This window comes from Ramlibacter sp. JJN2-2R, assembly GCF_057747835.1.
Window position 1 is genome coordinate 2,772,825 of sequence record NZ_CM173226.1, and the last position, 17,585, is coordinate 2,790,409.

General features: G+C 71.8%; 15 protein-coding genes. 8 read left to right on the top strand and 7 right to left on the bottom strand.

From position 1 onward, the window contains the following. Positions 1-26: 26 nt before the first annotated feature. Together AC3ANR_RS13485 and AC3ANR_RS13490 are read right to left on the bottom strand one after the other, a co-directional pair. A complete protein-coding gene (locus AC3ANR_RS13485; RefSeq protein WP_488288615.1) occupies positions 27-2,228 on the bottom strand; it encodes a RelA/SpoT family protein in 2,202 nt (733 codons plus the stop codon). Further along, on the bottom strand, positions 2,225-3,130 hold the full coding sequence (locus AC3ANR_RS13490; protein WP_488291813.1) for an alpha/beta fold hydrolase: 906 nt from the start codon (positions 3,128-3,130) through the stop codon (positions 2,225-2,227). Before AC3ANR_RS13490 ends, AC3ANR_RS13485 begins: the two co-directional genes overlap by 4 nt. A gap of 65 nt (positions 3,131-3,195) precedes the next feature. Here AC3ANR_RS13490 and AC3ANR_RS13495 point away from each other — a divergent pair, with 65 nt between their 5' ends. After that, complete coding sequence (locus AC3ANR_RS13495; RefSeq protein WP_488288616.1) at positions 3,196-3,966, top strand: 3-hydroxybutyrate dehydrogenase; 771 nt, start codon at positions 3,196-3,198, stop codon at positions 3,964-3,966. Positions 3,967-3,981: 15 nt separating this feature from the next. Here the strand turns inward: AC3ANR_RS13495 and AC3ANR_RS13500 are convergent, their stop codons facing one another. The 3 genes from AC3ANR_RS13500 to AC3ANR_RS13510 all read right to left on the bottom strand — a co-directional run bounded on the left by AC3ANR_RS13500 (position 3,982) and on the right by AC3ANR_RS13510 (position 6,564). Continuing rightward, positions 3,982-4,737: a metallophosphoesterase family protein gene (locus tag AC3ANR_RS13500; RefSeq protein ID WP_488288617.1), complete on the bottom strand. Its 756-nt coding sequence runs from the start codon at positions 4,735-4,737 to the stop codon at positions 3,982-3,984. An 82-nt stretch (positions 4,738-4,819) separates the two neighbouring features. After that, positions 4,820-5,803, bottom strand: a complete 984-nt coding sequence (locus AC3ANR_RS13505) for a diacylglycerol/lipid kinase family protein (protein ID WP_488288618.1) — start codon at positions 5,801-5,803, stop codon at positions 4,820-4,822. A gap of 50 nt (positions 5,804-5,853) precedes the next feature. Continuing rightward, a complete protein-coding gene (locus tag AC3ANR_RS13510) occupies positions 5,854-6,564 on the bottom strand; it encodes an SIMPL domain-containing protein (RefSeq protein ID WP_488288619.1) in 711 nt (236 codons plus the stop codon). Positions 6,565-6,728: 164 nt separating this feature from the next. Between AC3ANR_RS13510 and ompR the strand changes: the two genes are divergently transcribed. From ompR to AC3ANR_RS13525, 3 genes are all read left to right on the top strand, one after another. Beyond that, the gene (gene ompR, locus AC3ANR_RS13515; protein ID WP_427912525.1) at positions 6,729-7,460 is read left to right on the top strand and encodes an osmolarity response regulator transcription factor OmpR; all 732 of its coding nucleotides are present in this window, start codon (positions 6,729-6,731) and stop codon (positions 7,458-7,460) included. Positions 7,461-7,566: 106 nt separating this feature from the next. Further along, a complete protein-coding gene (locus tag AC3ANR_RS13520; RefSeq protein WP_488288620.1) occupies positions 7,567-9,027 on the top strand; it encodes a sensor histidine kinase in 1,461 nt (486 codons plus the stop codon). 87 nt (positions 9,028-9,114) lie between these two features. Next, a complete protein-coding gene (locus AC3ANR_RS13525; RefSeq protein ID WP_488288621.1) occupies positions 9,115-9,585 on the top strand; it encodes a DUF6328 family protein in 471 nt (156 codons plus the stop codon). 7 nt (positions 9,586-9,592) lie between these two features. Here the strand turns inward: AC3ANR_RS13525 and ispF are convergent, their stop codons facing one another. Continuing rightward, entirely contained in the window at positions 9,593-10,072 is a 480-nt protein-coding gene (gene ispF, locus AC3ANR_RS13530) for a 2-C-methyl-D-erythritol 2,4-cyclodiphosphate synthase (RefSeq protein WP_488288622.1), read from the bottom strand. Beyond that, a complete protein-coding gene (gene ispD / locus AC3ANR_RS13535) occupies positions 10,069-10,782 on the bottom strand; it encodes a 2-C-methyl-D-erythritol 4-phosphate cytidylyltransferase (protein WP_488288623.1) in 714 nt (237 codons plus the stop codon). The genes ispF and ispD overlap by 4 nt, the downstream gene beginning before the upstream one ends. Before the next feature lie 65 nt (positions 10,783-10,847). Here ispD and mfd point away from each other — a divergent pair, with 65 nt between their 5' ends. The 4 genes from mfd to serB all read left to right on the top strand — a co-directional run bounded on the left by mfd (position 10,848) and on the right by serB (position 17,580). After that, positions 10,848-14,294, top strand: coding sequence for a transcription-repair coupling factor (mfd, locus tag AC3ANR_RS13540; protein ID WP_488288624.1), 3,447 nt, complete (start codon positions 10,848-10,850; stop codon positions 14,292-14,294). A gap of 363 nt (positions 14,295-14,657) precedes the next feature. After that, the gene (locus AC3ANR_RS13545; RefSeq protein ID WP_488288625.1) at positions 14,658-16,019 is read left to right on the top strand and encodes an NfeD family protein; all 1,362 of its coding nucleotides are present in this window, start codon (positions 14,658-14,660) and stop codon (positions 16,017-16,019) included. Between the two features lie 27 nt (positions 16,020-16,046). After that, the gene (locus AC3ANR_RS13550) at positions 16,047-16,820 is read left to right on the top strand and encodes a slipin family protein (protein ID WP_488288626.1); all 774 of its coding nucleotides are present in this window, start codon (positions 16,047-16,049) and stop codon (positions 16,818-16,820) included. Positions 16,821-16,857: 37 nt separating this feature from the next. Continuing rightward, a complete protein-coding gene (gene serB, locus AC3ANR_RS13555; protein ID WP_488288627.1) occupies positions 16,858-17,580 on the top strand; it encodes a phosphoserine phosphatase SerB in 723 nt (240 codons plus the stop codon). The last annotated feature ends 5 nt before the right edge of the window (positions 17,581-17,585 follow it).

Here is a 17,585-nt window from a genome sequence, read left to right on the forward strand (position 1 = left end):
AGAGGCCGCGCGCTGTTCTCGCGCGCTCACCGCCGCCGCGCCGAGCGCACGCCGGTCACTTCGCGCACCAGGCCCAGCACGCGGCCCAGCCGCGCCGAATCGCTCACTTCCACCGTGAACGTCATCCAGGCCGTGCCGCGCACGGATTGCGTCTGCACGCCGATCACGTTCATCTTCTCCTTGGCGAACACCTCGGAGATGTCGCGCAGCAGTCCCTGCCGGTCGGTCGCCTCGACCGCCACGTCGACCGGGTACACCGCGGTACCGTCGCCGCGGGGCCGGCCCCACTCGACGTCGATCACGCGCTCGGGCGTGCGTGCGGCGATCTCGCGGAAGTTGCTGCAATCGGTGCGGTGGATGCTCACCCCCTTGCCGCGCGTGACGAAGCCCGCGATGGCGTCCGGCGGCGCCGGCTTGCAGCAGCGCGCCAGCTGCGTCAGCAGCGAATCGATGCCCACCACCAGCACGCCGCCCTTGGGGGCGCGATCGGGCGCGCGCGCCTTCTTCAGCAGCAGGTAGTCGTCGGCCGGCAGCGGCGCCCCGGGCGGATTAAGGAGCGTCTCGATGTTGCGCAGCGAGTACTCGTCCTTGCCCACTACGAAGAACAGGTCCTCGGGCGTCTTGAAGCCCAGCTGGCTGGCCAGGTCGGTCTGCTTCATGGCCGTGCGGCCCTCGCGCTGCAGCAGCTTCTCGACCGCCTCCCGCCCGCGGGCGACCGTCTCGTGCCGCACCTGCTCGTTGAGCCAGGCGCGCACCTTGGCCCGCGCGCGATGGCTGGCCAGGAATCCGAGCTCCGGGTTGAGCCAGTCGCGCGACGGCCCGCCTTCCTTGGCCGCGACGATCTCCACGGTCTGGCCGTTCTGCAGCGGCGTGTTCAGCGTCACCATGGCGCCGTCGACGCGGGCGCCCCGGCAGCGGTGGCCCAGGCTGGTGTGCACGCTGTAGGCGAAGTCGACCGGCGTCGCCCCCTGCGGCAGCTCGACGATCGACGCCTGCGGCGTGAGCACGTAGATGCGGTCCTCGAACAGCCCCTCGGCCGAGCCGGCCAGGTCGCGCTCCCACGCCAGCAGCTGGCGCAGCACGGCGATCTTGGTGTCGTACTCGCTGGCCGCGGCGACGCCGGCGTAGCCCTTGGCGCCCGCCTCCTTGTAGGCCCAGTGCGCGGCGACGCCGTGCTCCGCATGGTCGTGCATGGCCTGGGTGCGGATCTGGATCTCGATCGGCCGGCCGGCGGCGTCGCGCACCACCGTGTGCAGCGACTGGTAGCCGTTCGGCTTGGGTCGGGCGATGTAGTCGTCGAACTCCGAGGCGATCGGCTCGTACTGCTGGTGCACCCAGGCGAGCGCGTCGTAGCAGTCGCGCACCTCGGGCACGATGACGCGCAGCGCCCGGACGTCGAACACCTGCGCGAAGTCGAGCGACTTGCCGCGCATCTTCTTGACGATGCTGTAGATGTGCTTGGGCCGCCCCTGCACCTGGGCCGCGACGCCCTGGGCCGCCAGTTCGTCCTGCAGCGCCGAGCGCAGGCGCTCGACATCGCCCTCGCGCTCCACGCGCTTCTCGTCCAGCAGGCGCGCGACCTGCTTGTACGTGTCGGGCTCCAGGAAGCGGAAGGCCAGGTCCTCCATCTCCCACTTGAGCTGCCAGATGCCCAGCCGGTTGGCCAGCGGCGCGAACACATGCAGCGTCTCGCGCGCCACGTCGGCCGGCGGCGTGGTCTTCTGGCCCGCGTGCCAGCGCAGCGTCTGAAGGCGCGAGGCCAGCCGCAGCATCACCACGCGCAGGTCGCGCGAGAACGCCAGCAGCATCTTGCGCACGTTCTCGGTCTGCACGCGCGGGTCGTCGCGCGCGCCGCCGTCGCCCGCGTCGCGCGCCTGGCGCTGCACGCGCACCAGGTGCGTGGTCTCCACCGCGAGCGCGGCATAGCTGTCGCCGAAGGCCTTGGCGATCACCTCCTGCGGCTTGTTCAGGTGGGCGCACGCGTAGACCAGGTAGCTGGCCGCCTGCATCGCCTCCGAGCCGCCCATGGACTTCAGGATGCCCGCCACGGCGTCGGCGTGCGCCAGCGTGTTCTCGCCGGTCTCCAGCGTCTCGCCCGCGATCAGCGGCTCGGCGAACGCGCGCGCCCGGGCCAGGGCGTGGGCCTGCTGGGGGAGCGCCTGTTCCGCCGCTGCGATCAGCTCGGGAACGGGGCCGCCCTCCACGGGTTCGGCCGTCTGCCGCTTCATGGCCGCAACAGGAAGGAGGTGACGGCCTCGACCTGGTCCGCCGCCACCAGGGTCGGCGCGTGGCCGACGCCGGGAAGCTCCAGCAGCTCGGCGCGCGGGCCGCGCTGCGCCATGGCCTGCGCGGTGGCGTGGGCCAGCAGGTCGGAGTCGGCGCCGCGCAGCAGCAGCGTGCGCGCGGTGATGGCGTCGTACAGGGCCCAGATCGCCGCCTCGCCCTGGGTGGCGGACTGCTCGGTGATGTCGCGCAGCGGCACCGCGATGGCCGGGTCGTAGTGGAGCGTGAAGCCGCCCTCGGGGTGCGGCCTGACCATCGGCTCGGACAGCGCCATCCACTGCTCGGGCGTGTGGGGCCCGAAGCCGGTGGAGATCTGCCACATGGCGTCGGCCGCCTGCGCGACGCTCTCGAACCGGCCCGTCTTGCCCAGGTAGGCGCCGATGCGCTGGATGGCCTGCCACTGGATCACCGGCCCGACGTCGTTGAGGACGAGGCGCCGCACCGGCGCGGGCAGCGGCAGGCCGGGCGTGCCGGCCACGGCCAGCCCGATCAGCCCGCCCATGCTGGTGCCCACCCAGGACAGGTCCTGCACCGGCGCCGCAGCATGCAGCTGGCCGAGCATGGCCAGCATGTCGGCGGCATAGGTCGGCAGCACGTAGCCCTGCGGGTCTTTCAGCCAGTCGCTGCGCCCGCGGCCCACCACGTCCGGACAGGCCACGCGGATGGCGCCGCCGGCGAGGTCCACCAGCGCCCGGGCGAGCACGTCGAAATCGCGCCCCTGGCGCGACAGGCCGTGCACGCACACGACCACGCGGGGCGCGGCGGGGTCGCCCCAGGCCCAGTACGCCATGCGATGGCCGCCCGCGGCGTCGGGACACGGTACGTAGTTCAGCGTAGGGGCCATCAGCGGGGAAACGTCCGATACTTCGCGCGCATCGTACCAACCACGAACGAAAGACAGCTTCCATGTCCATGCTCACCGGCAAAACCGCCCTCGTCACCGGCTCCACCAGCGGCATCGGCCTCGGCATCGCCAAGGCCCTGGCCGGCCAGGGCGCGAACATCGTGCTCAACGGCTTCGGCGACGTCGAAGGGCCCAAGGCCGAGGTGCAGAAGCTCGGCGTGAAGGTGGGCTACCACGGCGCGGACATGAGCAAGCCGGCCGAGATCGAGGACATGATGAAGGCCGCCGCCGCGCAGTTCGGCCGCGTCGACATCCTGGTCAACAACGCCGGCATCCAGCACGTGGCCCGCGTCGAGGACTTCCCGGCCGAACGCTGGGACGCGATCCTGGCCATCAACCTGTCCAGCGCGTTCCACGCCACCCGGCTGGCGCTGCCGGCGATGAAGGCCGCCAACTGGGGCCGCATCATCAACGTCGCGTCCGTGCACGGCCTGGTCGCCTCGGCCGAGAAGTCGGCCTACGTCGCCGCCAAGCACGGCATCGTCGGCCTGACCAAGGTCGTTGCGCTGGAGAACGCCACCACGGGCATCACCTGCAACGCCATCTGCCCGGGCTGGGTGCTCACGCCGCTGGTGCAAAAGCAGGTCGATGCCAAGGCGGCCGCCAACGGCTGGACCAACGAGGAGGCCACGAAGCGCCTGCTGGGCGAGAAGGAGCCCTCGATGCAGTTCACCACGCCCGAGGAGCTGGGCGAGCTCGCCGTGTTCTTCTGCTCCCCCGCCGCCAACAACGTGCGCGGCGTGGCATGGAACATGGACGGCGGCTGGGCCGCGCAGTGAGCCAGTGAGCCGACGTCAGGCCGCCAGCGCCAGCATGCGGTCCTGCGCCAGTTCGAAGCGCCCGCTGCCGGGCGCGTAATCCCAGCGCTCGATCCGGCACTGGCGCGGCTGGCCCGGGCGCGCCGACCAGCCGATCAGGTTCACCGAATTGCAGGTGCCGTGCCGCACCCGGCTGGACACGGCCGTGCCCGCCTGCACGCACCACATCGGCCGCGGCGTCGGCATCTCGCGCGCCGCCAGGTCGAGCACGTACGGCAGGTGGATGTGGCCGCCCAGCACGAGGTCCGCGCCGGCGCGCGACCACGCCTGCAGGGCCGCTTCCGCGCCGATGAGCCGGTCGTGCTCGTCCTCCGCCCGCAGCACGGCCGCGGGCTGGTGCGTCACCACGATGCGCAGCTGCCCCGCGCGGCCGCTGCGCAGCTGGTTGCACACGCGGGCGACCTGCGCGGCCGACACCTCGCCGTTCTTGTGGCGCGCGGGCCGGGTGGTGTTGACGCCCACCACGAGGAAGCCGTCGGTCTCGAGCGTGGGCTCCAGGCGCGGCCCGAACGCACGCAGGTAGCCCGCATACGGACGCAGCAGCCGGCCCATCACGTCGAACAGCGGGATGTCGTGGTTGCCCGGCAGCGCCAGCATGCGGCCGATGCCCAGCTCGCGGCAGAAGGCCTGGGCGGCGTCGAATTCCGCGCGCCGCGCGCGCTGCGTGATGTCGCCGCTGAACACCAGCACGTCGGCGCGGCGTTCGCGTGCGAGCGCCAGCAGGGCGGCCACGACGTCGGGTTGCTCGGTGCCGAAGTGGGTGTCCGACAGGTGCAGCAGCAGGCTCAGGGCAGGTTCCTCGGGAAGGCGGATTTCATTCGACGGCGACCCGGTCGGCCGGGGCGGGCATCATCAGCGTGAGCGGCGCGGACGCGACGGCGAAGCGCAGGGGCGGCGCCATCACCTCCACCTCCCCGTCGGCCGCGACCTTGAGCTTGCGGGCGCCCAGCACCTGCACGGTGAGGCTGCGAAAGGCAACGCCATCGACCTCGTCGGCGCCGCCCAGCCGCCCCAGCGCGCCGCGCAGCACGAGGCCCAGCAGCCGCCAGCTGCCGATCGGACGCAGCATCACGGCAGCGAGCCGGCCCTCCCCCGCGCGCGCCGCGACGCCCGGCTCCATGCCGATGCGCTGCAGCTGCAGGCGGTTGTTGCCGACGAACAGCGTGGGCGTGGTGACCCGCGTGCGCTGGCCGTCCATCTCGATCTCCAGCGCCATCTGCCGGCGCCACTGGAACAGGGTCACCAGGCCGGACAGCACGGCCACCCAGCGGTGGCGCCCGAGCTGCTGCTTGAACGACTCGCGATCCTGCAGCAGCTGGGGATACAGGCCCAGGCTCGCATTCACCAGGAACAGCCGCCCGTTCACCTCGCCCACCTGCACCGGTTCGGGCCGGGCGCCCAGCAGCGCCCGCGCGGCCTGCTCGAGGTCCTGCGGGATGCCGTGGTCGCGGCCGAACAGGTTGAAGGTGCCTTGCGGCAGCACGCCCAGCCGGCACCTGTGGCGCCAGGCGGCCTGGGCGACCGCGTTGATGGTGCCGTCGCCGCCGACGGCCACCAGCACGCCGTCTTCGGCCACCGCCTGCGCGGCGGCGGCATCGGCGGCGCGCGCAAGCTCGCGCGGGCCGGCGATCTCGACAAACCGGTGCTTGCGGCCCGCGGCGTCGAACACGCGCGAGAGGGTCTGCCGCGTGGCCTGCACGTCATGCTCGCCCGAACCGGGGTTGATGACGACGAACAGCTGGGGGCCGGCCGGCGGCGGATCGCGGGGCGGGAGGGAGTCGGGAGGGTCGGCCCACATGGCCGGCCGAGGTTAGGCCCCCGGTTGGGCCAGGCCCTGTCGGACGGCGGCTAGCGAAGCTGTACGGAACCCGACACGTTGACCACGACCGAGGCCTTGCCGGCTTCGACCGGCACCGGCGCATCGGCCGCGGGCGCGGCCTCGGCGGCCGCCATGCGTGCCATGGGCCGGATCGGGCCCATGTCCTGCGCCTGCACCGACACCTCGCGCAATGCATAGCCGTTGAAGCCGAAGCCGCGGGCCATCTCGCCCGCCTTGGCGCGAAAGCGCGCGATGGCCTGCGACTGCGCCTCGCGCTCGGCCTGCTCGCGCCGCTCGCGGCTGAGGCGAAAGCCCGAGCCGACCACGTTCAGGCCCGTCAGCCGGCCGGCCGTCTCGCTCACCCGCGCCACGTCGGTGCCTTCGAGCACCAGGTCGGCCATGCCGGTCCAGCTGGCGATGCGCCGGTCGCGGCCGTAGCGCGGCAGCACCGCGAAGTTGCCGGTGCGCACGTCCAGCGCGCCGGGCTGGGCGGACTTGCGCGCCTGCGCCAGCGCGGCATCCAGCGCGGCCTTGAGCTCGGCCTGCACCTTGCCCGGATCGGCGCCTTCGCGCACCGCCTGCAACTGGATGCTCAGCAGGTCGTGCGCGACCTCCACGGTGGAATTGGCCGACAGCTGCACCACGTTCTCGGGCACGGGCAGCACCTGGGCATGGCTCGTCGCTGCGGCGGCGACAGCGAGCACGACGGCGGAACAACGGATGAGTCTGGTGATGTGCATACTGGTCTCAACGCGCAAACCCAAGGGCGGGTTCACGCTCGAAAGTGATTCGCTCCCATGGGGGGCAACTTGTGTAACAGTGTGTCATTCAGCCCCGGGTTTCCCCGCACGGTCCTGTCCAACGCCCGCAGAATCGCCTCTGTTACAAATACGTTTGGAGCAACATGACACAAGCTGCAGCCCGCACTGACAAGATCCTGGTGGTCGATGACGATGCGCGCATCCGCGACCTGCTCAGGCGCTACCTGACCCAGGAAGGCTTCGAGGTCATCCTTGCCGAAGACGGCAAGGCGCTCAACCGTCTGATGCTCCGCGAGACCGCGGACCTCATCGTTCTGGACCTGATGATGCCGGGCGAGGACGGATTGTCCATCTGCCGCCGGCTGCGCGCGGCGAACGACCGCACCCCGATCATCATGCTCACCGCCAAGGGCGAGGACGTGGACCGCATCGTCGGCCTGGAAGTCGGCGCCGACGACTACCTCGGCAAGCCGTTCAACCCGCGCGAGCTGCTGGCCCGCGTGCACGCCGTGCTGCGCCGCCGCCCCGCCCAGGAAGCCCCCGGCGCGCCCTCCAGCGAGAACGAGGTGGTCAACTTCGGCCCCTTCGCCTTCGACCTGGGCGCCCGCACGCTGCGCAAGAACGGTGAGGAACTGCCACTGACCACCGGCGAGTTCGCGATGCTCAAGGCGCTGGTGCGGCATCCGCGCCAGCCGCTGTCGCGCGAGAAGCTGGCCCAGCTGGCGCGCGGCCGCGAGTTCGAACCCTTCGACCGCAGCCTGGACGTGCAGGTCTCGCGCCTGCGCAAGCTCGTCGAGCTCGATCCCGCCTCGCCGCGCTACATCCAGACGGTGTGGGGCGTCGGCTACGTGTTCGTGCCGGACGGCGCGGGCTGAGCGGGCACCATCGGGGCGCCGACCGGGGAACCGGCGCTCGCCGCGCGACAATGAGCATGCATTGCGCAGGAGCCCGGATCGATTCCGTGCCCGGCGCCCGACCACAATGATCCGAGGGGACATCACGAGAGCCGAAGCCACCGGGCCGGCGCCGCTGGAGACAGCGCCGGCACCGCTCGACATGCGTCCCAGGGTCGGCCTGTCCCTGTTCTGGCGCACCTTCTTCCTGCTGTCGCTGCTGCTGATCGGCTCGATCGTCGCCTGGCTGCAGACCTTCCGCGCGCTCGAGTTCGAGCCGCGCGCGGTGCAGACCGCGCAGCAGATCGCCTCGCTGGTCAACCTGAGCCGCGCCGCCCTGCGCTACTCGGACGCCATCGCGCGCGTCTCCCTGATCAAGACGCTGGCCGAGCAGGAAGGCGTGCGCATCCTGCCGAGCAAGCCGACGGACGTGTACCTGGTGTTCGATTCCAGCTCGCTGGACGAGCGCATCGCCGACGAACTGCTGTCGCGCCTGGGGCCAGGCACCGTGCTCGCCTCGGCGGTGAACGGCGAGAAGGGCTTCTGGGTCGGCTTCAAGATCGACGCCGATGCCTACTGGCTGCTGATGGACCGCAACCGGTTCACCAAGGTGGGCGGCCGCACCTGGCTCATCTGGCTGGTGACGGCCGCGGGCCTGTCGCTGGCCGGCGCCGCCGTCATCGCCCGCCTGATCAACCGGCCGCTCAAGCAGCTGTCCTTCGCCGCCAGCCGCGTGCGCGACGGCGACTTCGACGCCAGCCGGCTGGACGAGAAGGCCGTCACCAGCGAGATCCGCGAGGTGAACATCGGCTTCAACCGCATGGCCCAGCAGCTCGCCAAGATCGAGCAGGACCGCGCCGTGATGCTGGCGGGCATCTCGCACGACCTGCGCACCCCCCTCGCCCGCCTGCGGCTGGAAACCGAGATGAGCGTCTCGGACGCCGATGCGCGCGAGCACATGGCGGCCGACATCGACCAGCTCGACGCCATCATCGACAAGTTCCTGGACTACGCGCGGCCCGACCATGCCGAGCTCAAGCCGGTGAACCTGCGCGACGTGATCGATGCCTGCGTGTACGCGGTGCAGGACCACGACGACATGCGCATCCACGTCGACGTGCCCAAGACCCTGCACGTGCTGGCCGACGAGGTGGAGCTGGCCCGCGTGGTGTCCAACCTGCTGGAGAACGCGCGCCGCTACGGCAAGACGCCCGAGACGGGCATCGCCGTGGTCGACGTCGCGGCGAAGTCGCGCAACGAGTGGGTGCTGCTCAAGGTCCGCGACCACGGCATGGGCGTCGCGCCGGAGGCGCTGCCCAACCTGGTCAAGCCGTTCTTCCGCGGCGACGCGGCGCGCACCGCGGCCACCGGCGCCGGCCTGGGCCTGGCCATCGTCGACAAGACCGTGCAGCGCATGGGCGGCATCTTCGCGCTGGCCAACACCACCTCCGGCGGCCTGGCCGCGCACATCAAGCTGCAAAAGCCCAGGGCGCAGGTGGCGCAGCAGTCCGGCGGGACGCCGCAGCCCCGCGGCGAGCCGGTCACCTGACGCAGCGGCGCACCCGCGCGGTGCGCTGACGCGGGCCGGCAAGCGCGTCCTACCGCTGGGCCATGGCTGCCGCGGCCAGGATGGCGCATGGCCCCACCCGGCGTGGAACACGAGTCCCTCGAGGACGAGATGCGCGACACGGTCGAGGAAGCGCGCATGGTCATCCCCGGCGCGCAGGCGCTGTTCGGCTTCCAGACCATGGCGGTGTTCAACGAGCGCTTCGAGCAGCTGCCGGCAGCAGGCGTCGCGGCCTATCTCGCCGGGCTGGCCCTGCTGGCGCTGGCGATCGCGCTGCTGATGGCGCCTGCCGCCTGCCACCGGATGGCCGGCCGCGGCCAGGTCTCCCGGTCGCTGGTCGACCTGTCCTCGCGGCTCATCACGCTCGGCATGGTGCCGCTGGCGCTCAGCCTCGCGCTGGACGTCTACGTCGTGGTGCTGGCGACGGTCGACCAGCAGGCCGGCGCGCTGCTGGGCGGCGTGGCCGCGCTGCTGGTGTTCGGCGGCCTGTGGTTCGTGCTGCCGGCGGTGCGGCGGCACCGGCAGTCGCCGCGGGCGTAGGCCCTCGTCAGGCGGCGTGCAGCAGGACCACCGCGCGCGCCTCGATGCTCTGGCCCTGCCCGACGGGGCCCAGCTTCTCGGCCGTCTTGGCCTTCACGTTGACCTGCGACGGCGCCAGGTCCAGCGCCTTGGCGATCCGCTCGCGCATCGCCTCGATGTGCGGCGCGAGCCGCGGCGCCTGCGCGACCACCGTGCTGTCGACGTTGCCGATCGTCCAGCCGGCCTGCGCCACCCGGCGCGCCGCTTCGGTGAGCAGCAGCACGGAGTCCGCGCCCCGGAAGCGCGGGTCGGTGTCGGGAAAGTGGCGCCCGATGTCGCCCAGGCCGGCCGCGCCCAGCAGGGCGTCGGTGATCGCGTGCAGCAGCACGTCGGCGTCCGAATGGCCCAGCAGCCCGCGCTCGTATGGGATGGCGACGCCGCCGATGACCAGCGCCCGCCCGGGCACCAGCGCATGCACGTCCCAGCCTTCCCCGATCCTGATGTTCATCGCTGCCTGCTCCCGAGCACCGCCTCGGCCAGGGCAAAGTCCTCCGGCCAGGTCACCTTCACATTGAGCGCGCTGCCGGCCACCAGCCGCGGCCGCAGCCCCAGGGCCTCGACGGCCGAAGCCTCGTCGGTCACGGCATCGCCCGCCTGCGCCAGCGCGCGCCGCAGCAGCCCGAGCCGGAACATCTGCGGCGTCTGCGCCAGCCACTTGGCCGCGCGCGGCAGCGTCGCCGCGACCCGGCCGCCCTCCTCCTGCTTGAGCGTGTCGGCCAGCGGCTGCGCGAGCAGGCCGCCGACGTCGTCGTCCAGGCAGGCGTCGATCAGCCGGTCGATCCATTCCGGCCGCACCAGGCAGCGTGCGGCGTCGTGCACCAGCACCCAGTCGTCGTCGCCGGCGCCGCGGCGCGCGAGTTCCTGCAGGCCCAGGCCCACGCTCGCGGCGCGCGTGGCCCCGCCGCAGCGCGCCACCGCGTAGCCGGGCCCGTCCTGCAGTCGCGTGTCCTGCGGCGCCACCACGACCAGCACCGAGGCCAGCCGCCGCACCCGCGCGAGCGCGTCCAGCGTGTGCAGCAGCAAGGGGCGTCCGGCGAGCAGTTCGTACTGCTTGGGCCCCGCGGTGCCCGCGCGACTGCCCGTGCCCGCGGCCGGCACGAGCGCATGCAGGCGCACAGGGGAATTCGAAGGATGAGCAGCCGCCAAGATGGACGACATTCTAGAATTGGCCCACACCCCTCGCCTTCGTGCCGAGGGGTGTTTTGCATTTGCCCTCCTTCCCGATGGATCTCCCCAAGCTGTCCCCCGGCAAGCGCTTCGCCTTGCCGCGCCCGCCCGGTTCGGCCGACGCGCTGCTGCTCGCGCGCCTGGCCGCGCGCGAAAAGGCCGCCGGCCACCCCGTGGCCATCGTCACCAGCGGCGCGGCCGACGCGCAGCGGCTGCTGGACGAACTCGCCTTCTTCGAGCCCGGGCTGCGCTGCGCGCTGTTCCCCGACTGGGAGACGCTGCCCTACGACACCTTCTCGCCGCACCAGGACCTGATCAGCGAGCGGCTGGCCACGCTCTGGCGCATCTCGCAGGGCGAGGCCGACGTGGTGATCGTGCCGGCGACGACGGCGCTGTACCGCGTGGCGCCGCCGGCGTTCCTGGCCGGCTACACCTTCCACTTCGCCGTCAGGCAGAAGCTCGAGGAAGCCAAGCTGCGCGCGCAGCTCACGCTGGCCGGCTACAACCACGTGACGCAGGTGGTGAGCCCGGGCGAATACGCCGTGCGTGGCGGGCTGATCGACCTGTTCCCCATGGGCTCGCCGGTGCCGTACCGGGTGGACCTGTTCGACGACGAGATCGACTCGATCCGCACGTTCGATCCCGATTCGCAGCGCAGCCTGTACCCGGTGCCCGAGGTGCGGCTGCTGCCGGGTCGCGAGTTCCCGATGGACGACGACGCCCGCGCCAAGTTCCGCAGCCGCTGGCGCGAACTGCTCGAGGGCGACCCGACCCGCAGCCGCATCTACAAGGACATGGGCAACGGCGTCGCCACGTCCGGCATCGAGTACTACCTGCCCCTGTTCTTCGACGAGACGGCGACCGTGTTCGACTACCTGGGCCCGCAGGCGGCCCTGGTGCTGCACGGCGACGTGGAGCCGGCGTTCCAGCGCTTCTGGCAGGACACGAAGGACCGCTACCGGCTGCTGCAGGGCGACGCCGAGCGGCCGATCCTGCCGCCCGAGGCGCTGTTCCTCACCGTCGAGCAGTTCTATGGGCGGGCCAACGAGCACGCGCAGCTGGCGCTGCGCTCGGGCGTGCAGGACGTCGAGGACAGCGCGGTGTTCCGCAAGCTGCCCGACCTGTCGGTGGTGCGCGGCGCCGAGGACCCGCTGGCGCGCTTCAAGCAGCACCTGGCCGCGGGCACGCACCGCGCGCTGGTGGTGGCCGAGAGCGCGGGCCGGCGCGAGAGCCTGCTGGACTTCCTGCGCGCCAGCCACCTCGCGCCGCCCGCCTTCGAGTCGCTGGAGGAGTTCCTCGCCAGCGACGAGAAGCTGGGCATCGCCGCCGCGCCGCTGGCCGAAGGCTTCAGCTGGCCCGAGGAGGCGATCGACCTGGTCACCGAGACCGAGCTGTTCGCGGCCGGCGCCACCACGCGCCGGCGCAAGAAGCAGGAGCAGGTCAGCGACGTCGAAGCCCTGATCAAGGACCTGTCGGAGCTGAACGTGGGCGACCCCGTCGTCCACGCGCAGCACGGCATCGGCCGCTACCGGGGCCTGGTCAACATGGACCTGGGCCAGGGCAACACCGAGTTCCTGCACCTGGAATACGCCGAGAAGGCGACGCTGTACGTGCCCGTGAGCCAGCTGCACCAGATCAGCCGCTACACGGGCGTGTCGGCCGACGAGGCGCCGCTGCACAAGCTGGGCTCGGGCCAGTGGGAGAAGGCCAAGCGCAAGGCGGCCGAGCAGGTCCGCGACACGGCGGCGGAGCTGCTGAACATCTATGCCCGCCGCGCCGCGCGCGAGGGCCACGCGTTCCGCTTCTCACCGCAGGACTACGAGACCTTCGCCAACGACTTCGGCTTCGAGGAGACCGCCGACCAGGCCGCGGCCATCCATGCCGTGATCCAGGACATGATCTCGCCGCGCCCGATGGACCGGCTGGTGTGCGGCGACGTCGGCTTCGGCAAGACCGAGGTGGCGCTGCGCGCCGCCTTCATCGCCGTCACCGGCGGCAAGCAGGTGGCGTTCCTGGCGCCGACCACGCTGCTGGCCGAGCAGCACTACCAGACGCTGGTCGACCGCTTCTCCAAGTGGCCGGTCAAGGTCGCGGAAATGAGCCGCTTCCGCTCGCAGAAGGAGATCACCGCCGCCGGCAAGGGCCTGGCCGACGGCAGCGTCGACATCGTGGTGGGCACGCACAAGCTGCTGTCCGGCACGGTGAAGTTCAAGAACCTGGGCCTGCTCATCATCGACGAGGAACACCGCTTCGGCGTGCGCCACAAGGAGGCGATGAAGGCGCTGCGCGCCGAAGTCGACGTGCTCACCCTCACCGCCACGCCGATCCCGCGCACGCTGGGCATGGCGCTGGAGGGCCTGCGCGACCTGTCGGTCATCGCCACCGCGCCGCAGCGCCGGCTGGCGATCAAGACCTTCGTTCGCAACGAGGGCAACGGCGTCATCCGCGAGGCGGTGCTGCGCGAGCTGAAGCGCGGCGGCCAGGTGTACTTCCTGCACAACGAGGTCGAGACGATCGAGAACCGCCGCGAGCGCCTCGAGGCGCTGCTGCCGGAGGCGCGCATCGCCGTGGCGCACGGCCAGATGCCCGAGCGCGAGCTGGAGCGGGTGATGCGCGACTTCGTGCAGCAGCGCTACAACGTGCTGCTGTGCTCGACCATCATCGAGACCGGCATCGACGTGCCGACGGCCAACACCATCGTGATCAGCCGCGCCGACAAGTTCGGCCTGGCGCAGCTGCACCAGCTGCGCGGGCGGGTCGGCCGCAGCCACCACCAGGCCTATGCCTACCTGATGGTCCCGGACACCGAGGGCCTGACCAAGCAGGCGGCCCAGCGGCTGGACGCGATCCAGCAGATGGAGGAACTGGGCTCGGGCTTCTACCTCGCCATGCACGACCTGGAGATCCGCGGCGCCGGCGAGGTGCTGGGCGAGAACCAGAGCGGCAACATGCTGGAGGTGGGCTTCCAGATGTACAACGACATGCTGTCGGAGGCGGTGCGCTCGCTCAAGGCCGGCCACGAGCCCGACCTGCTGGCGCCGCTGTCGATCACCACCGACATCAACCTGCACGCCCCGGCCCTGCTGCCCGACGACTATTGCGGCGACGTGCACCTGCGGCTGTCGTTCTACAAGAAGCTCGCGACGGCCAGGACCACCGACCAGATCGACTCGCTGCTGGAGGAGATCGTCGACCGCTTCGGCAAGCTGCCGCCGCAGGCACAGAACCTCATCGACGTGCACCGGCTGCGCGTGCTGGCCCGGCCGTACGGCGTGGTGAAGGTCGACGCCGCCCCCGGCGTGACGAACGTCACCTTCCGCCCCAACCCGCCGGTGGACCCGATGCGCATCATCGAGCTGGTGCAGAAGAACCGGCACATCAAGCTGGCGGGCAACGAGAAGCTGCGCATCGAGCGCGAGCTCAAGGAGCCCAAGGACCGGGTGCAGATGGTGCGCGACATCCTGCGCGCCCTCGGCCAGCCGAAGGTCGCGGAGCCCGCGTAGCGGGCGCGCGACCTTCGTCCCCGCGCAGGCGGGGACCCAGCAGCGTACCGGAGCCCGCGTAGCGGGCGTGCGACCTTCGTCCCCGCGCAGGCGGGGACCCAGCAGCGTACCGGAGCCCGCGTAGCGGGCGCGCGACCTTCGTCCCCGCGCAGGCGGGGACCCAGCAGCGTACCGGAGCCCGCGTAGCGGGCGTGCGACCTTCGTCCCCGCGCAGGCGGGGACCCAGCAGCATGCCGGAGCCCGCGTCGCGGGCGCGCGACCTTCGTCGTGGCGACCAGGAAGCCCGCCGCCGGCAGCTCGGCAAGGGCGCCCATGGGACAAGTCCACCGTTGACTCCCGCCGGGGTCGGCCTAGACTGGGCCCATGAGCCGCGCTGCCCGCCGCCTGCTCTGCCTGCTGGCCCTGTGGCTCGCGATGCCCTGGACCCTGGCGGATGGCGTTGCCCGGCCGGTAGTCGTGCTGGCCATCGATGGCGCGATCGGGCCGGCCAGCGCGGACGACCTGCGGCGCGGACTCGCGCTGGCGACCCGCGAGCAGGCGCAGCTGCTCGTGCTGCAGATCGACACGCCCGGCGGGCTGGACACCGCGATGCGCAGCATGATCAAGGACATCCTGGCCTCGCCGGTGCCGGTGGCGGCCTTCGTCGCGCCGGGCGGCGCGCGGGCCGCCAGCGCCGGCACCTACCTCCTGTACGCCAGCCACGTCGCCGCCATGACGCCGGCCAGCACCCTCGGGGCCGCCACCCCGGTGGCCATCGGCATGCCCGGCGGCCCTCAGCCGGCCAACCCGCTGCCACCGGCCCGGCCGGCCTCGGGCGCCAGTGCGCCCACCCCGGCCGACGGCGGGGACGCCCTCGCCGCCAAGCGCATCGCCGACGCCGCCGCCTACATCCGCAGCCTGGCGCAGCTGCGCGGGCGCAATGCCGACTGGGGCGAGCGGGCCGTGCGCGAGGCGGTGAGCCTGTCGGCGCCGGAAGCGTTGCGGCTCAAGGTGGTCGACGTGGTGGCCACCGACGTGCCGGACCTGTTGCGGCAGCTGGACGGGCGCGAGCTGCGGCTGGCCGCCGGCGTGCAGCGGCTGCAGACGCGCGACGCGCCGGTGCGGACCTTCGAGCAGGACTGGCGCAGCCACCTGCTGGCGGCGATCACCAACCCCAGCCTGGCCCTGCTGCTGATGATGATCGGCCTGTACGGCCTGGTGTTCGAGTTCAGCAATCCGGGCCTGGTGGCGCCCGGCGTCATCGGGGGGATCTGCCTGCTGCTGGCCCTGTTCGCGCTGCAGATGCTGCCGGTGAACTACGCCGGCCTGGCGCTGATCCTGCTGGGCGTGGGCTTCCTGGTCGCCGAGGCGTTCGTGCCGAGTTTCGGCGTGCTCGGCCTCGGCGGCGTGGTCGCCTTCGCGTTCGGCTGCGTGCTGCTGATCGACAGCGACTCACCGGGCTGGGGCATCCCGCTGCCGCTGGTCGGCGCGCTGGCCCTGGTGTCGGCGGCGTTCGTCCTGCTGGTGGCCGGGATGGCCGCCAAGGCGCGGCGGCGGCCCGTGGTGACGGGGCCGCAGACGGTGGTCGGCGCCGGCGGCGAGCTGGAAGAGTACGCCGCCGGCCAGGGCTGGGCGCTGGTGCGCGGCGAGCACTGGAAGGTGCGCGGCCCGGCGCAGCTGCAGGCCGGCGACCGGGTGCGGGTGACCGCCCTGCGCGACGGCGTGCTGGACGTGGTGGCGGCCTGAAGCGGCCGGCGGGACAAGGAGAACGCAATGGTTGTCGGAAGCCTCGGCCTCGGCGTCTTGGCCATCCTGGCGGTGATGTTCCTCACCTCCGCCCTGCGCATCCTGCGCGAGTACGAACGTGGGGTGGTGTTCCAGCTCGGACGCTTCTGGAAGGTGAAGGGGCCGGGGCTGGTGATCCTGATCCCCGGCATCCAGCAGATGGTGCGCGTGGACCTGCGGGTGGTCGTCATGGACATCCCCAGCCAGGACGTGATCACGCGCGACAACGTCTCGGTCAAGGTCAACGCCGTGCTGTACTTCCGCGTGGTCGACCCGGCCCGGGCCATCATCCAGGTGGAGCACTACCTCGAGGCGACCAGCCAGCTGGCGCAGACGACCATGCGCGCGGTGCTGGGCAAGCACGAACTGGACGACCTGCTGGCCGAGCGCGAGCGGCTGAACCTGGACGTGCAGAAGATCCTGGACGCGCAGACCGACACCTGGGGCATCAAGGTCACCAACGTCGAGATCAAGCATGTGGACCTGAACGACACCATGGTCCGCGCCATCGCCCGCCAGGCCGAGGCCGAGCGCGAGCGCCGCGCCAAGGTGATCCACGCCGAGGGCGAGCTGCAGGCCTCGCACAAGCTGGCCGAGGCGGCCGAAGTGCTCGGGCGGCAGCCGCAGGCGCTGCAGCTGCGCTACCTGGAGACGCTGACGGTGATCGCCGCCGACAAGAACTCCACCATCGTGTTCCCGCTGCCGCTGGACATCCTCGGGCCGCTGCTGCGCCGGTTCGTCGCGCCGGGGCCGGACGTCTGACCGAGGGCCCGGCGCGGCCCGATGGGACAATCGCACCATGTCCCGCCATGAATTCGCGCCCGGCCTCGTCGTCCAGGGCGTCACCCCGCCGCTGCGCCTGCAGGATTTCCGGCTGATCGCCTTCGACATGGATTCCACGCTGATCAACATCGAGTGCGTGGACGAGATCGCGGATGCCGTCGGGCTGAAGGAGGAAGTGGCGGCGATCACCGAGGCCGCCATGCGCGGCGAGATCGCCGACTTCAAGGAGAGCCTGCGCCGCCGCGTGGCGCTGCTGCGCGGCGCGACCGTGGCCGACCTGGAGCTGGTCTACACCACCCGGCTGCAGCTGAACCCCGGCGCCGAGCGCCTGGTGGCGGCCTGCCAGGCCGCGGGCCTGAAGACGCTGCTGGTCTCGGGCGGCTTCACCTTCTTCACCGACCGCGTGCGCGACCGCCTGCGCATCGACTACACGCGCTCCAACGTGCTGGAGATCGAGTCCGGGCCCAACTGCGGGCAGCTCACCGGGCGCCTGGTCGACCAGCCCTGGGGCGACATCTGTGACGGCGTGGAGAAACGCAGGATGCTGCTGGAAACCTGCGCGGCGCTGGGCATCGGGCCGCACCAGGCCATCGCGGTGGGCGACGGCGCCAACGACCTGCCGATGATGGGCGAAGCGGGCCTGTCGGTGGCGTACCACGCCAAGCCGAAGGTGCGCGAGCAGGCGATGGTCTCGATCGAGCAAGGCGGGCTGGACCGCCTGCTCGAGATCGTGGGGTAACGGCC

What these genes read in the sequence shown, in the direction of transcription:
- ispD (WP_488288623.1), bottom strand. Translation starts at nt 10,782, where the DNA reads ATGTCGTCCATCTTGGCGGCTGCTCATCCTTCGAATTCCCCTGTGCGC.
- AC3ANR_RS13505 (WP_488288618.1), bottom strand. Translation starts at nt 5,803, where the DNA reads ATGTGGGCCGACCCTCCCGACTCCCTCCCGCCCCGCGATCCGCCGCCG.
- AC3ANR_RS13525 (WP_488288621.1), top strand. Translation starts at nt 9,115, where the DNA reads ATGGCCCCACCCGGCGTGGAACACGAGTCCCTCGAGGACGAGATGCGC.
- AC3ANR_RS13520 (WP_488288620.1), top strand. Translation starts at nt 7,567, where the DNA reads ATGATCCGAGGGGACATCACGAGAGCCGAAGCCACCGGGCCGGCGCCG.
- ispF (WP_488288622.1), bottom strand. Translation starts at nt 10,072, where the DNA reads ATGAACATCAGGATCGGGGAAGGCTGGGACGTGCATGCGCTGGTGCCC.
- ompR (WP_427912525.1), top strand. Translation starts at nt 6,729, where the DNA reads ATGACACAAGCTGCAGCCCGCACTGACAAGATCCTGGTGGTCGATGAC.
- AC3ANR_RS13545 (WP_488288625.1), top strand. Translation starts at nt 14,658, where the DNA reads ATGAGCCGCGCTGCCCGCCGCCTGCTCTGCCTGCTGGCCCTGTGGCTC.
- mfd (WP_488288624.1), top strand. Translation starts at nt 10,848, where the DNA reads ATGGATCTCCCCAAGCTGTCCCCCGGCAAGCGCTTCGCCTTGCCGCGC.
- serB (WP_488288627.1), top strand. Translation starts at nt 16,858, where the DNA reads ATGTCCCGCCATGAATTCGCGCCCGGCCTCGTCGTCCAGGGCGTCACC.
- AC3ANR_RS13550 (WP_488288626.1), top strand. Translation starts at nt 16,047, where the DNA reads ATGGTTGTCGGAAGCCTCGGCCTCGGCGTCTTGGCCATCCTGGCGGTG.
- AC3ANR_RS13510 (WP_488288619.1), bottom strand. Translation starts at nt 6,564, where the DNA reads ATGCACATCACCAGACTCATCCGTTGTTCCGCCGTCGTGCTCGCTGTC.
- AC3ANR_RS13485 (WP_488288615.1), bottom strand. Translation starts at nt 2,228, where the DNA reads ATGAAGCGGCAGACGGCCGAACCCGTGGAGGGCGGCCCCGTTCCCGAG.
- AC3ANR_RS13495 (WP_488288616.1), top strand. Translation starts at nt 3,196, where the DNA reads ATGCTCACCGGCAAAACCGCCCTCGTCACCGGCTCCACCAGCGGCATC.